Origin of the sequence: Nostoc sp. C117 (assembly GCF_043099735.1) — a bacterium.
Taxonomy (GTDB): domain Bacteria; phylum Cyanobacteriota; class Cyanobacteriia; order Cyanobacteriales; family Nostocaceae; genus Nostoc.
Genome location: NZ_CP170991.1, coordinates 5,314,173 through 5,336,853 on the forward strand (window position 1 = coordinate 5,314,173; position 22,681 = coordinate 5,336,853).

Genomic DNA, 22,681 nt, shown 5'->3' on the forward strand with positions numbered 1-22,681 from the left:
CGCAGATTTAAGCGATCGCTCTTGAGAAAACTTGAGAGCGATCGTTTTGTTCGCGCACAGACACAGCACTTCGGCTCATTTCGGCTACGCTCAATGACCAACGCTCAAATCGAGCGACTTGCACTGAGCAGCGTCGAAGTGAGTCGAGATTTAATGACCAACGCTCAAATCGAGCGACTTGCACTGAGTGGCGTCGAAGTGAGTCGAGATTCAGCGATCGGCGCAGAGAGTAAGAGTTAGAAATGAACGCTTCTGTTAAGAAATGCCCATTTAGTACTCCCAGTTTTTCTGAAATAAAAGTATGGTAACTACAAGCACAATTCGGTTTTCTCAGTTCAACGCTTCTTTGAATCGCAACGCTGAAGGTCAGTTAGTCAGTGATTTGTCTACCCCTAACAATGCTCAAGCAAAAGCGGTTGCAGAAATTATCCAGCGTAATAACCCCGATGTCCTGCTGATAAATGAGTTTGACTACTCCCCGGAAGCCGTTCAGCTATTCAAGCAAAATTATCTTGCAGTCAGCCAAAATGGCGCCACTCCTGTTGATTACCCTTATTTTTACATTGCCCCTTCTAATACAGGTATTGCCTCTGGGTTTGACTTGAATAACAACGGTGCAGTGGTTACAACCCCAGGTGCAGCCGGATATGGTGATGATGCCTTAGGATTCGGGAATTTTCCTGGTCAATACGGGATGTTGCTGTTGTCTAAATATCCCATCGACACTGCCAATGTCCGCACCTTCCAAAATTTTCTCTGGAAGGATATGCCCAATGCTTTGCTTCCTGATGACCCGACGACACCACAGCCCAATGATTGGTATTCTGATGAAGAATTGGCAGTTCTCCGCCTCTCTTCTAAAAGCCATTGGGATGTACCCATTGAAGTAAACGGCGAGACAATTCATGTCCTCGTCAGCCACCCCACACCCCCAACCTTTGATGGCGCCGAAGACCGGAACGGCAAGCGCAACCATGATGAAATCCGCTTTTGGGCAGATTACATAACCCCTGGTAAAGGCAATTACATCTATGATGATGCAGGGAAAACAGGCGGTATTGCTGCTGGTTCAGACTTTGTGATTATGGGCGACCAAAATGCCGATCCCTTAGATGGTGATAGTTATGACAATGCTATCCGCCAATTATTGCAAAATCCGAATATCAATACTAATGTCATCCCTACCAGTCTTGGTGCCCCCCAACAAGCAATTTTGCAGGGTGGTGCAAACTCTAGCCATACGGGCAATCCGGCTTTTGACACCGCAGATTTTGGTGATGATACTACCCCTCTTCTGTCACTTTCCGGTTATTCTAAATAAAAGAATAAAAAAAGAAAACCCTGAAAGGTAAGTAGGGCAATGGATGTAGAATTACAAATTTTGAAACATTTGGCAAGAGATGCTCACCCAACAGTTGCGACCATAGATGAATATTGTGCAGAGTATAAAGACCTGTTTAAAGAAGTAAGAAATTATGAATGCTTCAAATATTTACATCTGGGAATAATGTCACAAATTAAAAGAAAATCATTACCAGAGATAGCGAAAGTCGTAAGTATAAACTCCGCACAGTCATTACATCATTTTTTAGCCAATTCAGACTGGTCAGTAGATAAATTAAAACAACTAAGATTAAATAAACTTAAAAAAGCACTAAATGGAAATGCGATTACAGTAGTAATAGATGAAACCGGAGATAGAAAAAAAGGTAAAAAGACTGATTATGTAGCCAGGCAATATCTAGGAAGTGTAGGAAAAGTCGATAATGGAATAGTTTCAGTCAATGCCTATGGAGTTTATTCTAATATAACGTTTCCATTAACTGTAAAAGTATTCAAACCCAAAGGAACGTTAAAAGAGGAGGATAAATATAAAACTAAAATAGAGTTAGCGTCAGACATCATTACAGAATTAATTGAATCAGGTTTTAACATTAAACTGGTACTGGCAGATAGTTTATATGGTGAAAGTAGCCAATTTATTAGAAAAGTAGCTGAATATAAATTAGATTATGTCGTAGCAATAAGAAGTAATCATGGAGTCTGGTTGCCAGCAGGACAAAGCGTTAGGGCTAATAAGTGGTGTAAATTTGAAAGAACATTTAGCAATCAAAAATCAGAAACCCGATACATTAGGGAAATAATTTATGGTAAAAAAAGAGCCATAACTTACTGGGAAATAACTACTGACCCAGAAACCATGCCAGAAAATTCTACAACATTTGTGATGACAAATCTTCAAGGAAAACTCAAAAAAACTTTAGGCGATTTATATGGATTAAGAACCTGGGTAGAATATGGATTTCGACAGTGTAAACAGGAACTCGGCTGGACAGATTATCGGTTCACAAATTTTCAACATATAGAAAGGTGGTGGGAAATTATTTTTTGTGTGTACACAATGATTAGTTTAAATTCTCCAGCCTTCTTAAGCTTAAATAAATCTCGTCAAATTGAAGCTGAGGTTCAAAAAAATAGTGATGTTGATTTTTCTAATCATCAACAATGGAACCATGAATGCGGATGGAAAAATACTCTAAATAATCTGCGTCTCATTGCCCAACCACTCTTACTATTTTGGTTAATTTATCCCTGGATACATATTTTCCCAAATTCTAAATTATTGCTGGGATTCAATCAATTAATTAGTGCAATGAATCAATTTAAAACCTGTTATGCTTCTGGATAATTTCACTTTGTTACTACTTGCTTATCTCGGAGAGTGACAGAAGAGGGCTACTCTCGGAAATCCCGGAAACCTGCGAACAGACTATGTGCTACCATCTGCTGACCTTCAAATTGCTGACTCAGGAGTATTTTGGCCGCTGAATACTGACCCAACATTCTCCCCAGTCGGTACTTTTCCCTTCCCCAGTTCTGACCATCGTCTAATATTTGCAGATGTCCAAACCAGGGCAACAGAACCAGGTGAAACTATTCCCAATGTTGGGTTTGTGAAGCAGAGTATTTTTGCCACAGGCTTTATTCCTGCTGGTGTAGCGGGAACGGTCAATGGGGTACAAACTCCTGTGGGTGGGCTTTCGGGTGTCACCTACGATGCTGCGAATAACCGCTATTATGCTATTTCAGACGATCGCTCCCAAGTTGCACCCGCCCGCTTTTATACTTTTACTGCTACCGATTCTGGGGTGACTTTTACTAATGTCACCACCCTCAAAGATACCAACGGCAACTTCTTTCCTCTTAACAGCCTCGACCCAGAAGGTATCGCTTTAACCAACAATGGTACAGTTTTTATCTCTTCCGAGGGTGAAGTTAATCCTGGTGCAGGTCGTGTTACCAATCCCTTTATTAAAGAGTTTTCCTTAGCTACAGGGCAAGAAGTACAATCGCTACTTGTCCCCACTAAATTCCTACCAGTAGTTCAAGATACCAATAACGACGGCGTTGTAGATGCAGGTGATACGCAGACATCAGGCGTGTATAATAACTTAGCCTTTGAAAGTCTTACCATCACACCCGACCAGAAAACTTTATTCACCGCCACCGAAAACGCCCTTTCCCAAGATGGATTAATCCCTTCACTCACCAGTGGCAGCCCTTCCCGGATTCTGCAATACAATTTGGTGACTGGACAACCAGAAAAAGAATATCTTTATATTACCGATCCGATCGCCGAAGCGCCCAACCCCACCACAGGCGCAAGTAATAATGGTTTGGCAGACTTACTAGCGATCGATAATCGTGGCACTTTCCTGGCGTTGGAACGTTCGTTTGCCCAAGGTGTAGGCGACACCATCAAAATCTACGAAGTTTCTTTGCAAGGTGCAACTGACATTAGTTTCTACGATTCTCTCAAGAATTTGAGTGCTGAACAACTAGCAGCTATTAAACCCGCCGAAAAGCGTCTGCTGTTGAATTTAAATGACCTGAATCTCCCAACTGACGCCAATCATCCCACTGGATTAGATAACATTGAGGGTCTTGCCTTCGGTCCGAAACTAGCAGATGGTCGTCAGTCCATTGTGCTGGTGAGTGACAACAACTTTGGTACAACTCAATATACCCAAATCCTGACCTTAGGTGCAGACTTAGTTCCCACTGCTGCACCCACAGTAGAAACCAGTCCTGGTTTATTTGACGATGAAGATCCGACACTACCTGCTGTAGATCGAAATGCTGATGCTGATGACCCTGCCATCTATGTTAATGCCACAAACTCTGCTGATAGTTTAGTACTAACTTCAGTGAAAAATGCCGGATTGCGGGTTTATGACTTATCTGGTAATTTGTTGCAGACAGTTAATCCTGGTGGCATTCGCTACAATAACATTGACCTGCAATACGGTTTTAAATTAGGCGGTCAATCTATTGATATTGCCGTAGCTAGCGATCGCCAAAATGATAAACTAGCAATCTTCAAAATTAACCCCAACCCCACCACCTCCGGACAATACCTGGAAAATATCACCGATAGCAATATTGGTACTATCTTCCAAGGATCGTCTTTTGAACCTCCTTATTCTGCATCAACTCGCAGTTCTTACGGACTTACTTTATACCGTAGCCCTGTAACCAATGATTACTATGTCTTTACCAGTCGCCGCCAAACTGGAGACATCGCTCAGTTCAAATTGATTGATAAAGGTAATGGCCAAATTGGGGCGGAACTGGTGCGGGAGTTCACCATCCCCTCACCCACCGCACCAGAGCGTTCTGCCCAAACAGAGGGTATGGTGGTTGACCAAGAAACCGGTTATCTTTACATAGCCCAAGAAGATGTGGGCATCTGGAAATTCCAAGCAGAACCGGATGGAGGCACAACAGGTAAACTCATCGATCGCGTTCGTTTTGAGGGTGGTTCTCACCTCACCGACGATGCCGAAGGTTTAACCATTTATTACGGCAAAAACGGCACAGGTTACCTCCTAGCATCCAGCCAAGGCAATAGCACCTTTGTTGCTTACACTCGTGAAGGTAATAACCAATACGTAGGTAACTTTGCCATTGGTAACAATGGATCAATTGACAGTGTGCAAGAGTCAGATGGTGCTGATGTCATTAACGTGCCACTGGGTTCTAACTTCCCATTTGGTTTATTTGTCACTCAAGATGGCTCCAACGAACCGGCCAAAACCATTGATGGCGAAAATGTCAACTCTAACTTTAAGCTGGTGCCTTGGGAAAATATAGCCAATACCTTCCCCAATTCTCTAAATATCGACACCACTAGTTACGATCCGCGCCATCCTGCAAACCTGACAACTTTCTCCGGTAGTTTTGGTTCTAGCAACGGCGATAATGTTACAGTTCAGCCAGGACAAACATTCTTAGCAGGTGACGGAGCAGATTTTGTCGAGGGTACTAAAGGTAACACCATCCAAGCCGGAAGCGGTGATGATACTGTACTTGTAGGCAGTGACTCTTCAGTATTGGGTGGAGACGGTGGCGATCGAATTGTAATTGGTCAAAACGGTGCGGCTAAAAATACCAAGGCTGATGGTGGTAATGGTGATGACGAAATTACCGTAGTAGAAGCTAATGGTAGTAATAATTTGTTTGGCGCAGCTGGTGCTGATACTCTCAAAGTAATTGAAGGTTCTCGCCAATTATCCTTCGGTGGCTCAGGTAATGACACTCTCACCAGTAACGGCAGCAATAACCGACTGTATGGTGGTTCCGGTGATGATAAACTTTTCTCCAATGTCAATGACTCGCTGTTTGGTGGCGATGGAGATGATGTGTTATTTGCCGGTCAACAAGGTACTAATAGTCTGACTGGTGGTACTGGTGCAGATCGGTTCTGGATTGCTAACGCTAGTCTGCCAAGTAGCAAGAACATTGTCACTGATTTTGCGATCGCTATTGATAAAATCGGGCTTGGCGGTATTGGCGTCACTCAATTTAGTGCTTTAACCCTACTACAACAGGGTAGTGACACCTTAGTAAAAACGGGAAATACAGAGTTAGTTTCATTGCTGGGAATTACATCAACTAGCTTGACAGCCAATGATTTCGTTTTCTCTGCTAGTGTCGTAGGTTAGTTTGTTGCCTAACTTCTGATAAAAAAGTCTTCCGTAGGGACGTATATCTATCTGTACGTCCCTACAGCCTAATGAGTTTGAGACAAAACTTGCACAACTTCCATATCATAGACGAGCGTTAATTTGCATACAAAATATATTATTTTTTGATAAATTTAACAAAAATTATTTTTTCAATTAAATGCATTTTAATTATTTCTTCTGTTTAACTTATTCTTTTCTTAATCTTCCAATGGAAACATCTTTAATAATGGTCAAGTTCTCTCATAACTACTATCGACAAACTTAAATTCGGAATTTAGTTGCACACACTTAATTTGCTAACACAGATTAGTAGTTAACATATGACCATCATTACTGCCTGAAAAAGACTTTGGTTGTAGATGTATTCTCGGAATTAATGGCAAAATTTGGACTAGACCAAAATATATTTTTGTAATTCGGAAATAATCCGATAATTCCGGTTACTAAAGTTAGAAAATGATTGATTTTTCTCACAAGTGATGTAATTAGAGAACTTGAATAGCTTGTGATGCAGCTAAATCCAAATACTCACCCAAAAAGCATTTCTAATTATGGCAATTGAGAACGGAAGAACAACAGCACCAGCTTACGTTGACACAGTAAATAACTCCGACAATAGAATAATCGTGCCTTTGTTGACAGTAGGGGATGAAGTACCCCTACTGACTAACACCTTTGACATCGACCAAGCACCCCAAGTTGATGCCACCCAAAAATATGCCTTCACTGGTATTCCTGATGGCACAGGCGCTACTCAAGTAACGATCGCGGGTAAAACCTACAACTATGTATGGTTGAATCATGAACTAGGCGGTTCTGTTACCACAGATATTTCTAGCACATCTCCTGGTGAAAAAATCACTGGTGCAAGGGTGTCGCTGTTTGTATTTGACGAAAACTGGAAGGTCATCGGCGGTAAAAACCTAATTGACACCATAGTAGACTCAACGGGAACTTATACCTTAAATACCCAAACTGGCTTATATACCAATGAAAGTGGAGCAACCATTAGTCCTTTCGATCGCTTTTGCTCATCTTATTTAGCCCAGTCTGGTTTCGTAGACGCTACTGGTACAGAGGTTCCCGTCTACTTTGCTCCCGAAGAAGGCAGTGATACAAGTCGCGGTTGGGCAGTAACACCAGATGGCACAGCTTTAGCACTTGATGGTTTAGGTCGCTACCGAAAAGAAAACGTAGTTGCAGCCTCCCAATATCGGGCAGAAAACTCTGACAAAACAGTGCTATTTGCCGCAGAAGATAATGATGATGGCGAACTGTACATGTGGGTAGGTCAACAAACTACAGATGACCCCAATGGCTTTAAGAACGGAGATTTGTATGTTCTGAAAGTCGATGGTGCAGAGTTCGAGGGTCAAGTTAACGAAGGTACTCAAAAAGCGGCAACCTGGACAAAGGTTGATAAATCAATCGTCTTCAATGCAGACGGTACACCAAAAATAAATGGTACTGATCTGACAACCTTCGTTAACTCTACAGGCAATTCCACCAGTTTTCAGCGCATTGAAGATTTTGCCGAAGACCCGAATAATCCTGGAACCTTCTATTTCGTTACTACAGGCACCAAAAATAAACAAGGTCAAGGAACAGCAGCCGGAGCCACTGATAATCCAGCTGAAGCAGAAGACCCCTATGGCAGACTCTACCGCTTTAAATTAAATACCTCTGACCCCACAGCCGGAATCAGTGACTTTGAACTGTTGTTAACAGGCGGTCCTGGCAAAGGTGTCAGCTATGACAACATTACAGTTGATAAATCTGGCAAAATCTTGCTTCAAGAGGATGAAACCTCTTTTGGTGGCGATGTGATGAAAGCAGAAAACCGAGAAGCTTCTGTTTGGTCTTTCGATCCCACCACCAAAGCTATTACTCGTGTGTTTGCTCTCAATGAAGATGCTGCTGGCACAGTGTATAACAACCCTGATGCTAAAGGACAGTGGGAAAGTTCTGGGATTATCGAAATTCCCTCAGAATCCTTACCGGGTAGCGGTGCTTACCTATTTGATGTCCAAGCTCACACCATCAAAAATAATGTAGCAGGTGCGCCAAACCAGAATATTCTCAACGGCAATCATGCAGAAGGTGGACAACTTTTAGCTGCAATTCCCCAACTTGCTCAAAAGCCAGTTCAAGATGGCAGAACGACCGACCCCGCTTATGTTAAAGCTCTGGATGGGTCAAATTACAGACTGAATCAACTCCTGACAGTTGGTGATGAAATTCCCTTACTACAGGGTGAATTTGGTTCCTTTGTCCCCAGTGGTACTGAAAAGTATGCTTTTACAGGCATTCCTGATGGTTTGGGCATTTATGAGACTGACAATGCTTACTATGTGTTTGTCAACCACGAGTTAAGCAACACTACCAAAACAGATTTCTCCAGCACAATTTCTGGACAAATTACAGGCGGTAGAATTTCGCTACTCCAGTTTGACAAAAACTGGAAGCTAGTAGGTGGTAAAGATTTAATAGAGAAAGCAGTTGACAGCAAAGGTAACGAGTTAGGCAAAATTACAGTTACATCTGATGCTGTAACCCAAACAGGTATTAACTTCGGTCGATTCTGTTCAGCCTACTTAGCAACCTATGGCTTTGAAGGTGGCCCCATATTCTTTACCGCTGACGAGCAGAGTGGTGATAGTTTGGGTTGGGCGGTGACAACTGATGGTACGGCTCAATCTATAGATGGTTTGGGTCGTTTCTCCAAAGAAAATGTCCTAGCAGCATCTCAATATCGCGCCACAAATTCAGGTAAAACAGTCCTAATCTCAACTGAAGACAATGGTGATGGCGAACTGTATATGTTCGTCGGTAATCAGACAGCAGAAGACCCCAATGGCTTGAAAGATGGAGATTTGTATGTCCTCAAGGTAACAGGATATGACAATGAAACCTTAGCAGAAGGAACAAAAGTAAAAGCTACCTGGACTAAGGTCGATCGCTCCGCAGTTTATGATACCAAAGGTACAGAAGACCGTGCAGACGATGAACTTCTCAATAGTGGTACTCCTCTGAGTGATTGGGTAAATGGCAGTGATAACGGAATACTCCGTTCGACAAACTTTCGTCGTATTGAAGACATAACCGAAGACCCAAATAATCCAGGCACTTTTTACTTTGTTACCACAGGAACAGAGGATCGACTAGCTGATGGCACTTTTGAAAATCCTTACGGTAAGGCTTATCGCTTTAGCCTAAATGCAAGTGACCCAACAGCAGAGATTAGCAATTTTGAATTAGTGCTAACTGGAGGACCGAATACAGGAGTAAGCTACGACAACGTAACTGTCGATCGAAATGGCAAACTCTTACTCCAAGAAGACACAGCTGGTCGCGGTGGAGAAATCATAGATTCTCAGCAGCGTAACGATCGCGTTTGGTCTTACGATATTGCCAGCGATACCATCAAACCTCTGTTTGAAATTGACCAAAATGCCCAAGGTACAGCCTTTAATGGTGGCAATGGTTCTTGGGAAACCTCTGGTATTATAGAAGCCGCTTCTAATCCTCAACTAGGTCGCAGTTCCTACTTATTTGATGTCCAAGCTAGTGGTGTAGTCAATGGCGTCGATCCCAACCAGTTGAATGTACTCAATGGCGAACACAGCCGGGGTGGTCAACTGATACTTGCGACACCTGTACCCCAAGTTGAGTTAGTTGGTTTTGCTTCCTTACCTGCTGATACCTTTAGTGATGGGCCGCCTTCTGGTGCAGATGTTTCCGCCAATGGCAGAACAGGACCTTTCCCAGGACAGCCAATACAGGGTTTCAGTGGTGTCCAATTTGCTAACAGTAACTCTTTCTATTTCCTCTCAGACAATGGTTATGGTAGCAAAAATAATAGTGCAGACTTTCTATTGCGAATCAATCGTCTAGACCCGAATTTTAAGGGAACAGAGAATGGCGATGGCAGCGTTAAAGTTTTAGACTATATTCAACTCTCTGACCCTAACCACAAAGTTCCTTTTGGAATTGTTAATGAAGGAACTAATGACAGATTACTAACTGGTGCAGACTTTGATGTCGAGTCATTCGTCTTTGGTAAAGACGGGACAATCTGGATTGGAGACGAATTTGGCCCTTATCTACTGCATTTTGATGCCACTGGTAAGTTATTAGAGGCTCCCATCGCTACACCTGACCATTTCAAAACTTTAGATGGAGAAGCACCTAAAGTTATTGGTCATAGGGGTGCAAGTGGCTATCGTCCAGAACACACCTTAGAGTCTTATAAGCAAGCCATTGCCAGAGGCGCTGACTTTATTGAGCCTGATTTAGTTGTTACAAAAGATGGCGTGCTAATTGCTCGCCACGAACCTGCTTTAGCAATTTTGAACCCTGATGGTACTGTCAATTTCGGCAATACAACCACAGATGTTTACAAACATCCAGAGTTTGCCGATCGCCTCAAGACGGTAAGCTTAGATGGAAACACAATCACAGGTTGGTTTGCGGAAGACTTCACCTTAGCTGAAATCAAAACTTTACGCGCAGAAGAGCGTTTACCTTTCCGCGATCACTCCTTTGACGATCGATTTGAAATTCCCACCTTTACGGAAATCATCAACCTAGTTAAACAAGTAGAAGCCGAAACAGGTAAAAAGATTGGCATCTACCCGGAAACGAAGCATCCGACTTATTTTGCTCAAGAAGCTACCTATGTAGGCACCACAGACAAAATTAACAGAAACATCAGCCAGTTATTAATTGATACCCTCAAGGCAAATAACTTCACTGACCCCAGTCGGATCTTCATCCAGTCCTTTGAAGTAGGCAACCTGAAGGAACTGCATGATACCATCATGCCAGCGGCGGGTGTGGATATTCCATTGATCCAACTTCTAGATGCAAGTGACATTGATATTAATGGCAAAATCATCGAAAGTCAGCCCTATGACTTGAAGGTGAGTGGTGATACTCGCACCTATGGCGACTTGCGGACTCCAGAAGGCTTGGCTGAAGTTGCCACCTATGCTGATGGCATTGGTCCTTGGAAACGGATGATTGTTAGCGTCAAAGGTACTGATGCTAATGGTGATGGCAAAGCTGATGATATCAATGGTGATGGAGCAGTCAATGATGCTGATAAGACAACATTACCTCCCTCTACCTTAATTCAAGATGCTCATAACGCCGGGTTGCAGGTTCATCCTTACACCTTCCGCGCCGAAGACCAATACTTAGCAGCAGATTACAAAGGCCAGCTAGCACTAGAAATTCAGCAGTTCTATCAATTAGGGGTAGATGCGCTATTTAGTGATTTCCCAGATATCGCGGATGGAGTACGCGATCGACTCAGAGACGATCCTCAGTATAATGTAGTGCGATCGCCACAAAATCCTGATGTTCTTTCAGGTGATGCTTTTGCTAACTTGGGTAGCTCTAAAGGTTTTGAAGGTGGAGGAATTAACGCCAGCAAAACCAAGCTCTATTTATTGCTAGAAGGCACGGTTCAAGGCGATACTCCTGGCGCTTTGCGGATTAACGAATTTGATTTAGCCAGCCACGAGTACACCGATAAAAAGCTGTACTACAGATTAGATAACCCGTCAAATTCCATCGGAGATTTAACAGTTATCAATGACAATGAGTACCTAGTCATTGAACGGGATAACGGTCAAGGAGCTGCTGCTAAATTCAAGAGAATCTACAAAATAGACTTGTCTAAAACAGATTCTCATGGCTATGTAGCTAAAGAAGAAGTTGCAGACTTGTTAAACATCAAAGACCCCAATGACCTGAATGGAGATGGTAAGACTACCTTCGACTTTCCATTCCAAACCATTGAAAATGTTTTGGTTATTGACAAAAACACCATTTTGGTAGCTAATGACAACAACTATCCCTTCTCAACAGGTCGTCCGGGGAACGATCCTCAGAATCCAGTTATAGACAACAATGAGATTCTAGAACTGAAATTAGAGAAGCCTCTTAATCTTGCACCTGGCTTAGGTCAACTTCAAGCTGAAGAAATTAATTTTGGTTCCAGTACTAGCGATGATATTACTGTTGAGCCAAATCAAACCTTATTGACAGGTGACGGAGCAGACTTTGTAGAAGGTACTACTGGTAACACCATCCAAACTGGAAACGGTGATGATACTGTACTTGTAGGCAGTCAATCTTCAGTATCCACAGGAGACGGTAACGATCAAATATTTATTGGTCAAAATGGTGCTGCTAGCAAAACTAGCGCTGATGGTGGCAATGGTGACGATCAACTTACTGTAGTTGAAGCCAATGGTGCTAATAACCTGTTTGGAGGCGGAGGTGCTGATACTCTCACAGTAGTTGAAGGTTCCCAGCAATCATTATTCGGTGGTTCAGGCAATGATACCCTGACCAGTAACGGCAGTAATAATCGTCTGTATGGTGGTTCCGGTGATGACAAACTCTTCTCCAGTGTCAATGATTCCCTATTTGGTGGCGATGGAGATGATGTGCTATTTGCTGGTCAACAGGGCGGTAATCGCTTGAGTGGTGGTACTGGTATTGACCAATTCTGGATTGCTAATGGCAGTCTGCCAACGAGTAAGAACATTGTGACTGATTTTGCGATCGGCACCGATAAAATCGGTCTTGGCGGTGTTGGTGTCACTCAATTTAGTGCTTTAACACTGTTGCAACAGGGTAGCGACACTCTGGTGAAAACTGGAAATACAGAGTTAGCTTCATTAGTTGGAATTACATCAACTAACCTCACAGCAAATGATTTTGTTTTCTCTGCTAGTGTGATTTAGTTGAATTCAACATTCAAAATTTGTTAATCTGTAGCAATTTTGCTAATGCGGGGGAGTGATACTCCCTCGCTTTTTATGTATTAACCTAAGAGACTTCCAAATAAAAAAATATCCCACTGTTCACAGTCAACAGTCAGCAACTTCAACCGTAAAAAAAGGCGGGCAACATGCCCACCCCACAAAAATGTTGAGAATATTCTGTTGCTACTAACCCAATAATTGCTTAGCTTTAGCTAATACATTATCAACGCTAAAACCAAACTTCTCTAGACAAACATTGCCTGGAGCCGAAGCACCAAAGCGATCGATACTAACGCAATCGCCTTCAGTACCGACATATTTGTGCCAGCCGAAACTGCTAGCAGCTTCTACAGACAAACGCTTGGTAACAGCTTTAGGTAAAACAGATTCCTTATAAGCTGAATCTTGTGCTTCAAACAAATCCCACGCTGGTAAGGAGACAACACGGACTTTTTTGCCTTCGGCCTTAAGTTTCTCGGCTGCGGTCACAGCGAGGCTTAATTCTGAACCAGTGGCAATTAAAATCAACTCTGGTGTACCTTCAGAATCCACCACTGTGTATCCACCCTTAGCAACACCTTCAATGGATGTACCTGCCAAGTTAGGGACATTTTGACGGGTGAACGCCAACAGAGACGGAGCGTTTTCTTTTGCTCTTTCGATCGCTATTTTATAAGCGCCAGAGGTTTCATTGCCGTCTGCGGGGCGAATCACTGTCAAGTTAGGAATCGCTCGCAAGGAAGCTAGGGTTTCAATGGGTTGGTGGGTTGGGCCATCTTCACCTTGGCCAATGGAATCGTGAGTCATCACCCAAATCACGCCAGCTTGGGAAAGGGCGGATAAGCGGATGGCAGCACGCATATAGTCTGTGAAGATCAAGAAAGTAGCACCGTAGGGAACTAATCCCGAACTGTGCAGGGCGATGCCATTACAAATGGCGCCCATAGCGTGTTCCCGGACACCAAAGTGAATATTAGGGTTTTGGTATTCTCCTTTTTGGAAGTCGCCTTTGCCCTTGATTTCCGTCAGGTTGGAGTGAGTTAAGTCAGCGGAACCACCAATCAATTCAGGTAAAACTGCTGCTAATTTGTTGAGGCAGTTTTCCGAGTGTTTACGGGTGGGTAGTGCTTTGTCTTCAGCAGTATAGCTAGGTAGTACTTTATCCCAACCGTCGGGTAGTTTGCCGCTAGTGTAGCGTTCAAATTCAGCCGCTTCTTGAGGATACTTAGCTTTGTAGTCGGCGTATGTCTTGTTCCATTCGGTTTCGTAACCTGCGCCGCGCTCAACTGCTTTACGTGTATGATTGAGAGCGTCTTGGGGAACTACAAAAGGTTCGTATTCCCAACCTAAATTTTTCCGAGTTAATGCTATTTCGTCTGCACCTAAGGCAGCGCCGTGAACTCCAGCGGTGTTTGCTTTGTTGGGGGAACCGTAACCAATAATGGTTGTTACCTTGATGAAAGAAGGCTTATCGGTGACTGCTTTGGCTGCTTCAATTGCATCAGCGATCGCTTCTAGGTCAGTATTACCTTCCTTGACGTGTTGCACGTGCCAACCGTAAGCTTCAAACCGCTTAGAAACATCTTCGGTGAATGCCACATCTGTGGAACCGTCGATAGATATGTGGTTGTCGTCATACAGAGCAATGAGTTTACCTAATCCCAAGTGTCCTGCGAATGAACAAGCTTCACCGGAAATGCCTTCCATGTTGCAACCATCACCTAAAATTACGTAGGTGTAATGGTCAACAATCGTGGTATCGGGTTTATTGTATTTAGCGGCAAGGTGTGCTTCCGCGATCGCCAAACCGACTCCATTGGCAATTCCTTGACCGAGGGGCCCGGTGGTCACTTCCACGCCTGGGGTCATGAAGTTTTCGGGGTGTCCAGGGGTTTTGGATTCCCATTGACGGAATTGCTTGATATCTTCAATCGTTACGCTGTCGAAGCCTGCCAGGTAGAGCAGGGCATACTGCAACATGGAGCCATGACCAGCGGACAAGACAAAGCGATCGCGGTTAAACCATTTAGGATTTTTGGGATTAAACCGCAAAAAGCGATCCCATAGTACAAAGGCCATGGGAGCCGCGCCCATCGGCAGCCCTGGGTGTCCCGATTTTGCTTTTTCTACGGCATCAACAGCCAAGAAGCGAATCGAGTTAATACAAAGTTCTTCGAGGGATTGGGTTGCAACAGCCATAATAAGATTGTTTTTAACGACGGGTTAGCACTCTTGGTAGCTCTCACTCTTGCTGGGGTTATTTTTCACAGTTAACAGTTTTATTTATTGGGTTTGAGTTTCCCATTCCCATATAAATATAAATATGGTAACTGTTGATTGATAACTGAACTCTCATTCAAATTCCCCAGAGTATCTTTATCATCCCATTGTCGATTGTCGAAGGACAAGCGGGATCTTCTGAGTTTCTGGTGATAAATCAACCTGATAATTGGGTCATGCTGAACGCTTAGCTCATATCAGAATGATACTTATAGTACTTTTGGCACTTTCTTTCCTTGGGCATGGGGCATCCCTTCTCTGCGAGACGGTACGCGAACGACTTACCTCGGCTACTTCGGCTACTTCGGCTTGCGGTAGTTGAGCGTAGTCGAAACTCAGTACAAGTCCGCTCGGCAAGAGTCGCTCAGGGCAAGTGGGTATGGGACAGAGTGGAATAAAGCTTACTGGATTTTGCCTCCTGCTTCTAAATTCTTTTAGAGGTATTTCTTAAAGGCTAGTGTGACATTATGACCGCCAAAGCCGAAAGAATTGGATAGTGCCACTTCAACTTTTTGAGAGCGGCTAGAGTTAGGCACATAATCTAAATCACACTCTGGATCGGGATTTTCTAAATTAATTGTTGGTGGAATTTTGTCATTAGCGATCGCCAGTACTGTTGCTACTGCTTCAATGCCTCCTGAACCCCCCAGTAGATGACCTGTCATGGATTTGGTGGAGCTAATTGCCACTTTATAGGCATGTTCTCCCAAGGCTTTTTTGATGGCTGAGGTTTCAGTTGAATCGTTAGCTGGGGTGCTAGTGCCGTGGGCATTGATGTAGCTGATTTGTTCGGGAGTGACTCCTGCATCTTTGAGAGCTAATTCTATGGCTCTCGCTGCGCCTAATCCACCAGGTACAGGGGAAGTTATGTGGTAAGCGTCACAGGTCATGGCATACCCGATCATTTCGGCATAAATGTGAGCGCCACGACTTAGGGCGTGTTGGAGTTCTTCTAAAATGAGAATTCCTGAACCTTCACCCAAAACAAATCCGTCGCGATCGCGGTCAAAGGGACGGCAAGCATGAGTAGGATCGTCATTGCGAAAAGAAAGTGCCTTACAGGCGGCAAATCCAGCCACCGACAATGGTGTGACAGCCGCCTCTGTGCCACCGCAAATCATTGCTTGGGCATATCCCCCTTGAATTAAGCGAAAAGCATCTCCAATGGCGTTGGAGCCAGCGGCACAGGCAGTTACAACGCAGGAATTTGGTCCTTTAGCACCTGTGTGAATTGCCGTTAACCCTGCTGCCATATTGGGGATCATCATCGGTATCATGAATGGACTACAGCGATCTGGCCCGCGGTTGAGGTAGATTGTTTGCTGGTCTTCTAATACTTTGATGCCACCAATCCCAGAACCGATAATCACACCGATCTGTTCCGCATTTAGGTCATTGATAACTAACTGCGCGTCAGATATAGCCTGTTTTGCTCCTGCAACCCCAAATTGGGAAAATCGATCCATACGCTTGGCCTCTTTACGGTCCAAGTAATCATGTGGATCGAAGTTTTTCACCTCACCAGCGATACGGCAATCATGGCGAGACGCATCAAAAGATGTGATGTAGTCAATGCCATTGCGTCCACTCAATAATCCATCCCAATACTCTGTTGCTGTGTTACCAATAGGTGTAATCGCGCCAACACCAGTTACAACAACGCGTTTACGTGTAAGATCTGTCATGATTCAGTTAAAGGTGGCGAAAAAGCGAAAAGTCGGAGATAAAGCTTGCTGATATCTGTTAGCGCAGCGTTAGCGAAGCGGTAGCGAGTACTCGAGCGTCCGCCGGAGCGTCACTTTATCAAGACAAAGTAGGCAAAAAACTTGAGACTAGCGACTAGCTACTTGTGAGCCAGCATGGTCTTTTTGATTAACAAAACGATCCACTTGGCTGCGTTTGTAGCATTAGCTACGCAGGAGGGTCACTAGGTGTTGGAGAAAAATTTTCCCAATCCCTATTGCCCCCAATCTCCAATTAAGCTGATGCGGTAACTTTGTTGTTGATGTAATCTACTGCGTCTTGAACTGTTAGAATTCCTTCGGCAGCTTCGTCAGGAATTTCGATATCAAATTCTTCTTCCAAAGCCATCACAAGTTCAACAGTATCTAGGGAATCAGCGCCTAAATCTTCCATAAAGGTAGATTCTGGTTTGATTGTGCTATCGTCTTCAACGCTGAGTTGTTCGGCGACGATGCCCTTCACTTTCTCAAAAAGTTCCGCTTGGCTCATAGATATAAAGTCCTCAACTAATTGCTAGGATCTGCTCATTACGGGAGACATTGTTTTGAGCATATACATCTTATCGTCAAGCGCGATCGCCCAGTACACTGCCAAGTATTTTTCTGTTAGAAAACTTCTGCCCTTCCTCAAAAGAATTGCTAAGTTTTCTTTGGATAATTGAGCAGTGGAGGGCTTTACGCTATAACCGACACTGTATCAATGCTTCTCTTTTTCAATTAATTTTTGTCTAGAGCGATCGCTCTAACCCAAACTATAGTTATATGCTATCTCAGACACTGAAATACGCTTACTTTCCTGGTTGTGTTGCCCAAGGAGCATGTCGGGAACTTTACCAATCAACTCAAGCCCTTACCCAAGCACTGGGTATTCAACTGATTGAACTTAAAAAAGCTGCTTGCTGTGGTTCTGGTACGTTTAAAGAAGATTCCCAACTCCTGGAAGATACTGTCAATGCCAGAAATATTGCCCTAGCAGAAGAATTAAATCTTCCTTTACTTACCCATTGCAGCACTTGTCAAGGTGTTATCGGCCATGTCAATGAACACCTGAAAGAATGTCAGACAACTAATCCTGACTACATTCAACAGGTAAATGGCTTGCTGCACAAAGAAGGCTGTTCGCCTTATCGTGGCAGTACTGAAGTTAAACATCTCCTCTACGCCTTGGTCACAGATTACGGTTTAGAGGAAATTACCAAACGTGTTACTCGAAAGTTAACTGGATTAAAATGCGCGGCTTTTTATGGCTGTTATCTTCTGCGCGCCCAAAAGTCTATGCCCTATGACGACCCGTTCCAACCCGAAGCGATGGAAAATATGTTTCGGGCGGTGGGTGCAACACCAATTTATTACCGAGGTCGGACACAATGTTGTGGTTGGCCGCTGGCTAGTTATGCCACTACCCAATCGTTTAAAATGGCAGGGATGCATATTCAGGACGCTTTGGCATCTGGTGCTGACTGTATAGTTACACCTTGTCCTCTGTGTCACTTAAATTTAGATTCGCGTCAGCCAGAGGTGGAAAAGGTCATTGAGCAGAAGCTAGGTTTACCAGTATTGCATTTACCCCAGTTGATTGCTCTAGCTCTTGGAGTAAATCCAAAAGAACTAGGTTTAGAACGTCACATTGTTTCTACAAAGACAGTACTGGAGAAATTAGGCTTTTAATTTATGGAGTGAAATGGGCGGTTAAAAATCGCATCTAGAAAAATAAAACCTGCCTCCGCAGGTTCCAAAACCTTAATTTGACAGTAGTCCGCGGAGCTGACTTTTCACGGTATCTGGAAAACCTCTCTCTAAATCTCTCTCCTAAAAGGAGAGAGACTTTGAAATTTGCCCCTTCCCTCGTAGGGAAGGGGGTTAGGGGGTTAGGTTTTTCGTGACTTTTCCACATAACGTGAAAAGTCAGGTCCGCGGAGGCGGACTTTGCCTGTGTAGCCGCGAATTCCATTCGCTGAGGCTACGTATGCTTTCTAACCGCTCACTTGGGATTCAACTACACCCACAGGACAAGATACGTTTGTTCCTCCCAAACCACAATAGCCGTTGGGATTTTTAGCTAGGTATTGCTGATGGTAGGCTTCGGCGTAGTAAAACTCAGGTGCATCCAAAATTTCTGTAGTAATCTTGCCATAACCTGCGCTGTTGAGAGCTTGCTGATAAGCTTCCCGCGATGCTTCTGCTAGCTGCTTTTGAGTTTCAGAGTATACATAAATTCCTGAACGGTACTGAGTGCCAGTATCATTACCTTGGCGCATCCCTTGAGTGGGATTGTGGCTTTCCCAGAAGACTTTGAGCAGTTCGGAATAACTAATTACTTTGGGATCAAATACAACCAAGACCACTTCATTGTGGCCGGTTCGCCCACTACATACCTCTTCATAGGTGGGGTTAGGTGTTAATCCAGCAGCGTAACCCACTGCAGTGGTGTAAACTCCTTGAAGTTGCCAAAATTTGCGTTCTGCACCCCAAAAACAGCCCAAGCCAAAAATTGCCTTCTCTAATCCATCAGGATAAGGAGCTTTTAAGGTATTCTTATTGACATAATGAGCAGCGGGTACTGACATAGATTGTGCCCTTCCTGGCAAAGCTTCCTCAGCCGTGGGCATATGTTGCTTTTTGCCAAATCCGAATAGTGCCATTGATTTTGACTCTGATATATATCTTTACCTTGTTTACTATTGTAAAGATTTTGGCGATCGCTTGGGGTCTTCTGAGAGTCCTTACTGGACTTTGTTGAACGTTTTAGATACAGCTTTGGGTTTTTTCTTTCACCGAAGAATGGATAAAATACCGAAAATTGACCGTCAAAGGGAACATCAAGCCAACGAACGTACTTTTCTGGCTTGGCTACGCACTTCTATTGCATTGATTAGCTTTGGAATTGCTATTGCCCGATTTGCTATATTTTTGCGCCAGCTTAATCTTGCCATTACTCAACAAGAAACTCACGTAAATCCATTATCTAATTCCGAAAATTTAGGTCTGGCTTTAGTAATTTCGGGAATTTTCACAATTGTGTTAGCTGCGTGGCGATACAATCAAGTTTTCTGGCAAATTGAACGAAGCGATTATCAACCAAATAGATTAATTGTTTGGATTATGACTGTAGTCGTAATTATTTTGGGACTTTTCTGTATTCCTTTGCTGCTATGGCGTAGCAAATTACCTGCTAGTTATCCTGTCCCAAGTCAACCACAGTCGCTAAATTTGCCAAGATTAAGCCCAAAAGTAAATCTGAGAAAAGAGATAATTACTACTCGATATAAACAAATATTTTTGTTAGTTAAATTTATCATTAAATAATATTTATATCATGTTCTCTTGATTACTGATTAAACCCTACGGTGTATAAATAACTTGGGATAACCTAGAAAACCCTTTAAAGACTACCATGTTAGAGAGACGCGATAAATCGCCGTCTCTACAGGAAATTTACTTGTCAACTATTTATTGATGACTTTTGTGTAAACCCTAATTACTAAGAGGATGGGAGACAAAACGTACCTTTGGCGAGCCGGGTTAATTCTCCTTGATATTAACTAAGTCATAATAGAGGCTGTAATTGCAGATTTTTGGGTAGAGAAATTGGCTATTTAATTAATTAACAGTAGCCTCAGAAATAACATTTACACAGGCATTCACTAAAGGTAAGAGTGGTCCTAGTTGCTCTTGTCCATTTACGGCTAAATCACTGTGACACAAATAAACTCTTTCGGATACACGAGAGAGTAAATCTGCCAAAATTCTTCGCAGTCGTTGTTCTTCTGCTAATTTCTCGTCTTCTGCTGTCCAAGGTTCGCCTAACCTGTCTCGCAGGAAAAACGGCGCACCAAATAATGTGGCCGCACCACCTTTAGACCATAGAGGTGAACCAGCATCTAGCCAAAAATGCCAACGATGCGATCGCCTACTAGATCGATATTGAAATATAGTTGCTAGTGTGACAGCCTTTCTCGCTCCACCGATGGGACGGATTGGGTAAGGATTGGCAGTAATCGTACCACGTCGCAGTAATTGAATAAATTCAATAATAGTTGTGTGAGGCGTTGTCTCAACTGAAGCAATTTGCCGTAATCTTGTATCAATTTCCCAATAGTGTTGAGCGGTTTCTAATAATTCGCGCAATGCTGCTAGTTGTTCATAGGGAAGATTACTACCATTCCATAAAAAACGCTGAATTGCTCGATCTAAAAGAGAAATGGGACTAGGAATTAAACGCAGTTCTTGTTGCGATCGCTGTTGTTCTAACCACTCTAATATTTCACCATAGGCTTTGGTAGCTGCATAACCGATTCTATCCCAACGTTCGAAGGCTGACACTGGGAGCAAGTTGGGGCGATCGGGATGGGGTACAAAACAGTAATCTGCGATCAAACCAGCGCGTACCGGATCAATATTTGTAGAGAGGCGATTCATCGCGTCTGTATTAGATACACGATTCATCGCGTCTGTAGAGTTTTCTGATAGTTGCTGTTTTCTGCTCAAAACAACCAGCATTTCTGCCACGGCATCCCGATCTACTAGGCGTCCCAAGCCAGGATAAACTAGTGCCAACATGGTGAGCAATGCCCGAATCACTGGCGAACTAATTAAAGGACGTTGGTCGTTAAGTGATTCTACTTGGATGTTTTGCTTGACGAGGATTTCTACTAGGGTATAACGAGCGATCGCATCTAAACCAGGTGCAATAATCGCCACTTCTTCTGCTTCTACTTGCTGTGATTGGATCGCATTGGCAATTACCTCGGCTGTTTGCCGCAAGAGTTGGGCGCGGGAGGTAGTTTGAATTGAGTGTACAATTTCTGGTAAACTCAACGGCATTATCGATTCTGTGACTAATTCCACCATTTGTCTAGCGAGTTGTTCTTTAAGGGATTGTGGAGGCGGCTCAGTCAAGGTTTCTATCCGACAACGTTCTGCTAGCCCTTCTAGGTACTTTGGATCTGCTCCCAATCCCAATCGCACTGCACCATCGGGATTGTAGGTAAATGCCCCTACAGCGCCTCGATCTAACAGCAACTCAAACAACAGACGGGCTATGGCGGGATAATCATCCACATCATCTGCGAGTACTGCTTGATAGCGTTTAGTTAAATGCTTTTGGTAATTGCGATCGCTTAACAAATGCTGACTATAAAGTTCAGTAATAATCCCATAAGTCAGTAATCCTGTCTCTAGACACCAATTACGCCAATCTAGGAGCAAAGACGCCAGAAATTCTGGCTCTAAATTTGTGGTATTCTCCCCCAAACCCCTAGCTAAAATCTGGGCAATATCTTCGCAAGGTGTACCACTATAAGCTGCTAATTGTAATAAATCTAGGATGCGTCTCACTAAACGAGATTCATTCACTCCCGCAAGACGTAAAGTTTCTTCGTCTAATTGGGGACGCCAAAGTTTTGTTGCTAACTCTTGCTCGGTTTCTGGCCGCAATCGTACTGGAAACTGTGCCTTTAGATTTAACGAATTAATTAGCAATGGCCAGAATAAAATAACTTCATCCTGAAAAAAACCTAGCGGCGTCTTGGCACGAACCGGATATTTTCCTAAGGTAGATGTAACAATTTTATCACCTAACTCTCGACGATTATCGTCATTGGCAGCTAAGACTAAAACTCCTGGTTCTGTTGGCTTAAGTTCTAAAAATTTGGGGACATTATCACTTTTTTCACGCCCTTGTTTTTTAGTATAAAATGATTCAGTATAGGTTTTTTTCGGTTCTACCCAACTACAAAATTGCTCTACTAAGCGAGCTGTCTTACCACTGCGACTAATGCCAACAATCCAAACCGAATGAGAAACCACAAACTTTCTCCTTGTAGATTTGCTAGTATACCTCGTGCGTTAA

9 protein-coding genes and 3 pseudogenes are annotated in these 22,681 nt (G+C 43.4%); 6 read left to right on the forward strand and 6 right to left on the reverse strand.

Going from position 1 to position 22,681, the window contains the following annotated elements:
* Nucleotides 1-7: 7 nt before the first annotated feature.
* Complete coding sequence (locus tag ACFG4S_RS22880) at nt 8-184, reverse strand: hypothetical protein (RefSeq protein ID WP_392531284.1); 177 nt, start codon at nt 182-184, stop codon at nt 8-10.
* Between the two features lie 117 nt (nt 185-301).
* On the opposite strand from ACFG4S_RS22880, the pseudogene ACFG4S_RS22885 reads away from it, so the two are divergent.
* The 4 genes and pseudogenes from ACFG4S_RS22885 to ACFG4S_RS22900 all read left to right on the forward strand — a co-directional run.
* A pseudogene (locus tag ACFG4S_RS22885) lies at nt 302-1,279 on the forward strand (endonuclease/exonuclease/phosphatase family protein); the annotation flags it as partial.
* 81 nt (nt 1,280-1,360) lie between these two features.
* The gene (locus tag ACFG4S_RS22890) at nt 1,361-2,689 is read left to right on the forward strand and encodes an IS701 family transposase (RefSeq protein WP_392530294.1); all 1,329 of its coding nucleotides are present in this window, start codon (nt 1,361-1,363) and stop codon (nt 2,687-2,689) included.
* Between the two features lie 61 nt (nt 2,690-2,750).
* Nucleotides 2,751-6,005 (forward strand): annotated as a pseudogene (locus ACFG4S_RS22895) (phytase); the annotation flags it as partial.
* Between the two features lie 575 nt (nt 6,006-6,580).
* Complete coding sequence (locus tag ACFG4S_RS22900; protein ID WP_392531285.1) at nt 6,581-12,787, forward strand: esterase-like activity of phytase family protein; 6,207 nt, start codon at nt 6,581-6,583, stop codon at nt 12,785-12,787.
* Between the two features lie 207 nt (nt 12,788-12,994).
* Here ACFG4S_RS22900 and tkt read toward each other — a convergent pair whose 3' ends face one another.
* From tkt to acpP, 3 genes are all read right to left on the reverse strand, one after another.
* Nucleotides 12,995-15,007: a transketolase gene (gene tkt / locus ACFG4S_RS22905; protein ID WP_392531286.1), complete on the reverse strand. Its 2,013-nt coding sequence runs from the start codon at nt 15,005-15,007 to the stop codon at nt 12,995-12,997.
* 515 nt (nt 15,008-15,522) lie between these two features.
* Nucleotides 15,523-16,773 (reverse strand): beta-ketoacyl-ACP synthase II, encoded by a 1,251-nt coding sequence (gene fabF / locus ACFG4S_RS22910; protein WP_392531287.1) that lies wholly within the window; start codon nt 16,771-16,773, stop codon nt 15,523-15,525.
* Nucleotides 16,774-17,065: 292 nt separating this feature from the next.
* Nucleotides 17,066-17,320, reverse strand: a complete 255-nt coding sequence (acpP, locus tag ACFG4S_RS22915; protein WP_392531288.1) for an acyl carrier protein — start codon at nt 17,318-17,320, stop codon at nt 17,066-17,068.
* A 272-nt stretch (nt 17,321-17,592) separates the two neighbouring features.
* Here acpP and ACFG4S_RS22920 point away from each other — a divergent pair, with 272 nt between their 5' ends.
* Nucleotides 17,593-18,498, forward strand: a complete 906-nt coding sequence (locus ACFG4S_RS22920) for a CoB--CoM heterodisulfide reductase iron-sulfur subunit B family protein (protein WP_392531289.1) — start codon at nt 17,593-17,595, stop codon at nt 18,496-18,498.
* Between the two features lie 305 nt (nt 18,499-18,803).
* Here ACFG4S_RS22920 and msrA read toward each other — a convergent pair whose 3' ends face one another.
* On the reverse strand, nt 18,804-19,472 hold the full coding sequence (msrA, locus tag ACFG4S_RS22925; protein WP_392531290.1) for a peptide-methionine (S)-S-oxide reductase MsrA: 669 nt from the start codon (nt 19,470-19,472) through the stop codon (nt 18,804-18,806).
* A 139-nt stretch (nt 19,473-19,611) separates the two neighbouring features.
* On the opposite strand from msrA, the pseudogene ACFG4S_RS22930 reads away from it, so the two are divergent.
* A pseudogene (locus tag ACFG4S_RS22930) lies at nt 19,612-20,043 on the forward strand (YidH family protein); the annotation flags it as partial.
* A 387-nt stretch (nt 20,044-20,430) separates the two neighbouring features.
* On the opposite strand, the gene ACFG4S_RS22935 reads toward ACFG4S_RS22930, so the two are convergent.
* Nucleotides 20,431-22,638 (reverse strand): recombinase family protein, encoded by a 2,208-nt coding sequence (locus tag ACFG4S_RS22935; RefSeq protein ID WP_392531291.1) that lies wholly within the window; start codon nt 22,636-22,638, stop codon nt 20,431-20,433.
* Nucleotides 22,639-22,681 lie beyond the last annotated feature (43 nt).

What these genes read in the sequence shown, in the direction of transcription:
- ACFG4S_RS22900 (WP_392531285.1), top strand. Translation starts at nt 6,581, where the DNA reads ATGGCAATTGAGAACGGAAGAACAACAGCACCAGCTTACGTTGACACA.
- tkt (WP_392531286.1), bottom strand. Translation starts at nt 15,007, where the DNA reads ATGGCTGTTGCAACCCAATCCCTCGAAGAACTTTGTATTAACTCGATT.
- fabF (WP_392531287.1), bottom strand. Translation starts at nt 16,773, where the DNA reads ATGACAGATCTTACACGTAAACGCGTTGTTGTAACTGGTGTTGGCGCG.
- acpP (WP_392531288.1), bottom strand. Translation starts at nt 17,320, where the DNA reads ATGAGCCAAGCGGAACTTTTTGAGAAAGTGAAGGGCATCGTCGCCGAA.
- ACFG4S_RS22920 (WP_392531289.1), top strand. Translation starts at nt 17,593, where the DNA reads ATGCTATCTCAGACACTGAAATACGCTTACTTTCCTGGTTGTGTTGCC.
- ACFG4S_RS22890 (WP_392530294.1), top strand. Translation starts at nt 1,361, where the DNA reads ATGGATGTAGAATTACAAATTTTGAAACATTTGGCAAGAGATGCTCAC.
- msrA (WP_392531290.1), bottom strand. Translation starts at nt 19,472, where the DNA reads ATGGCACTATTCGGATTTGGCAAAAAGCAACATATGCCCACGGCTGAG.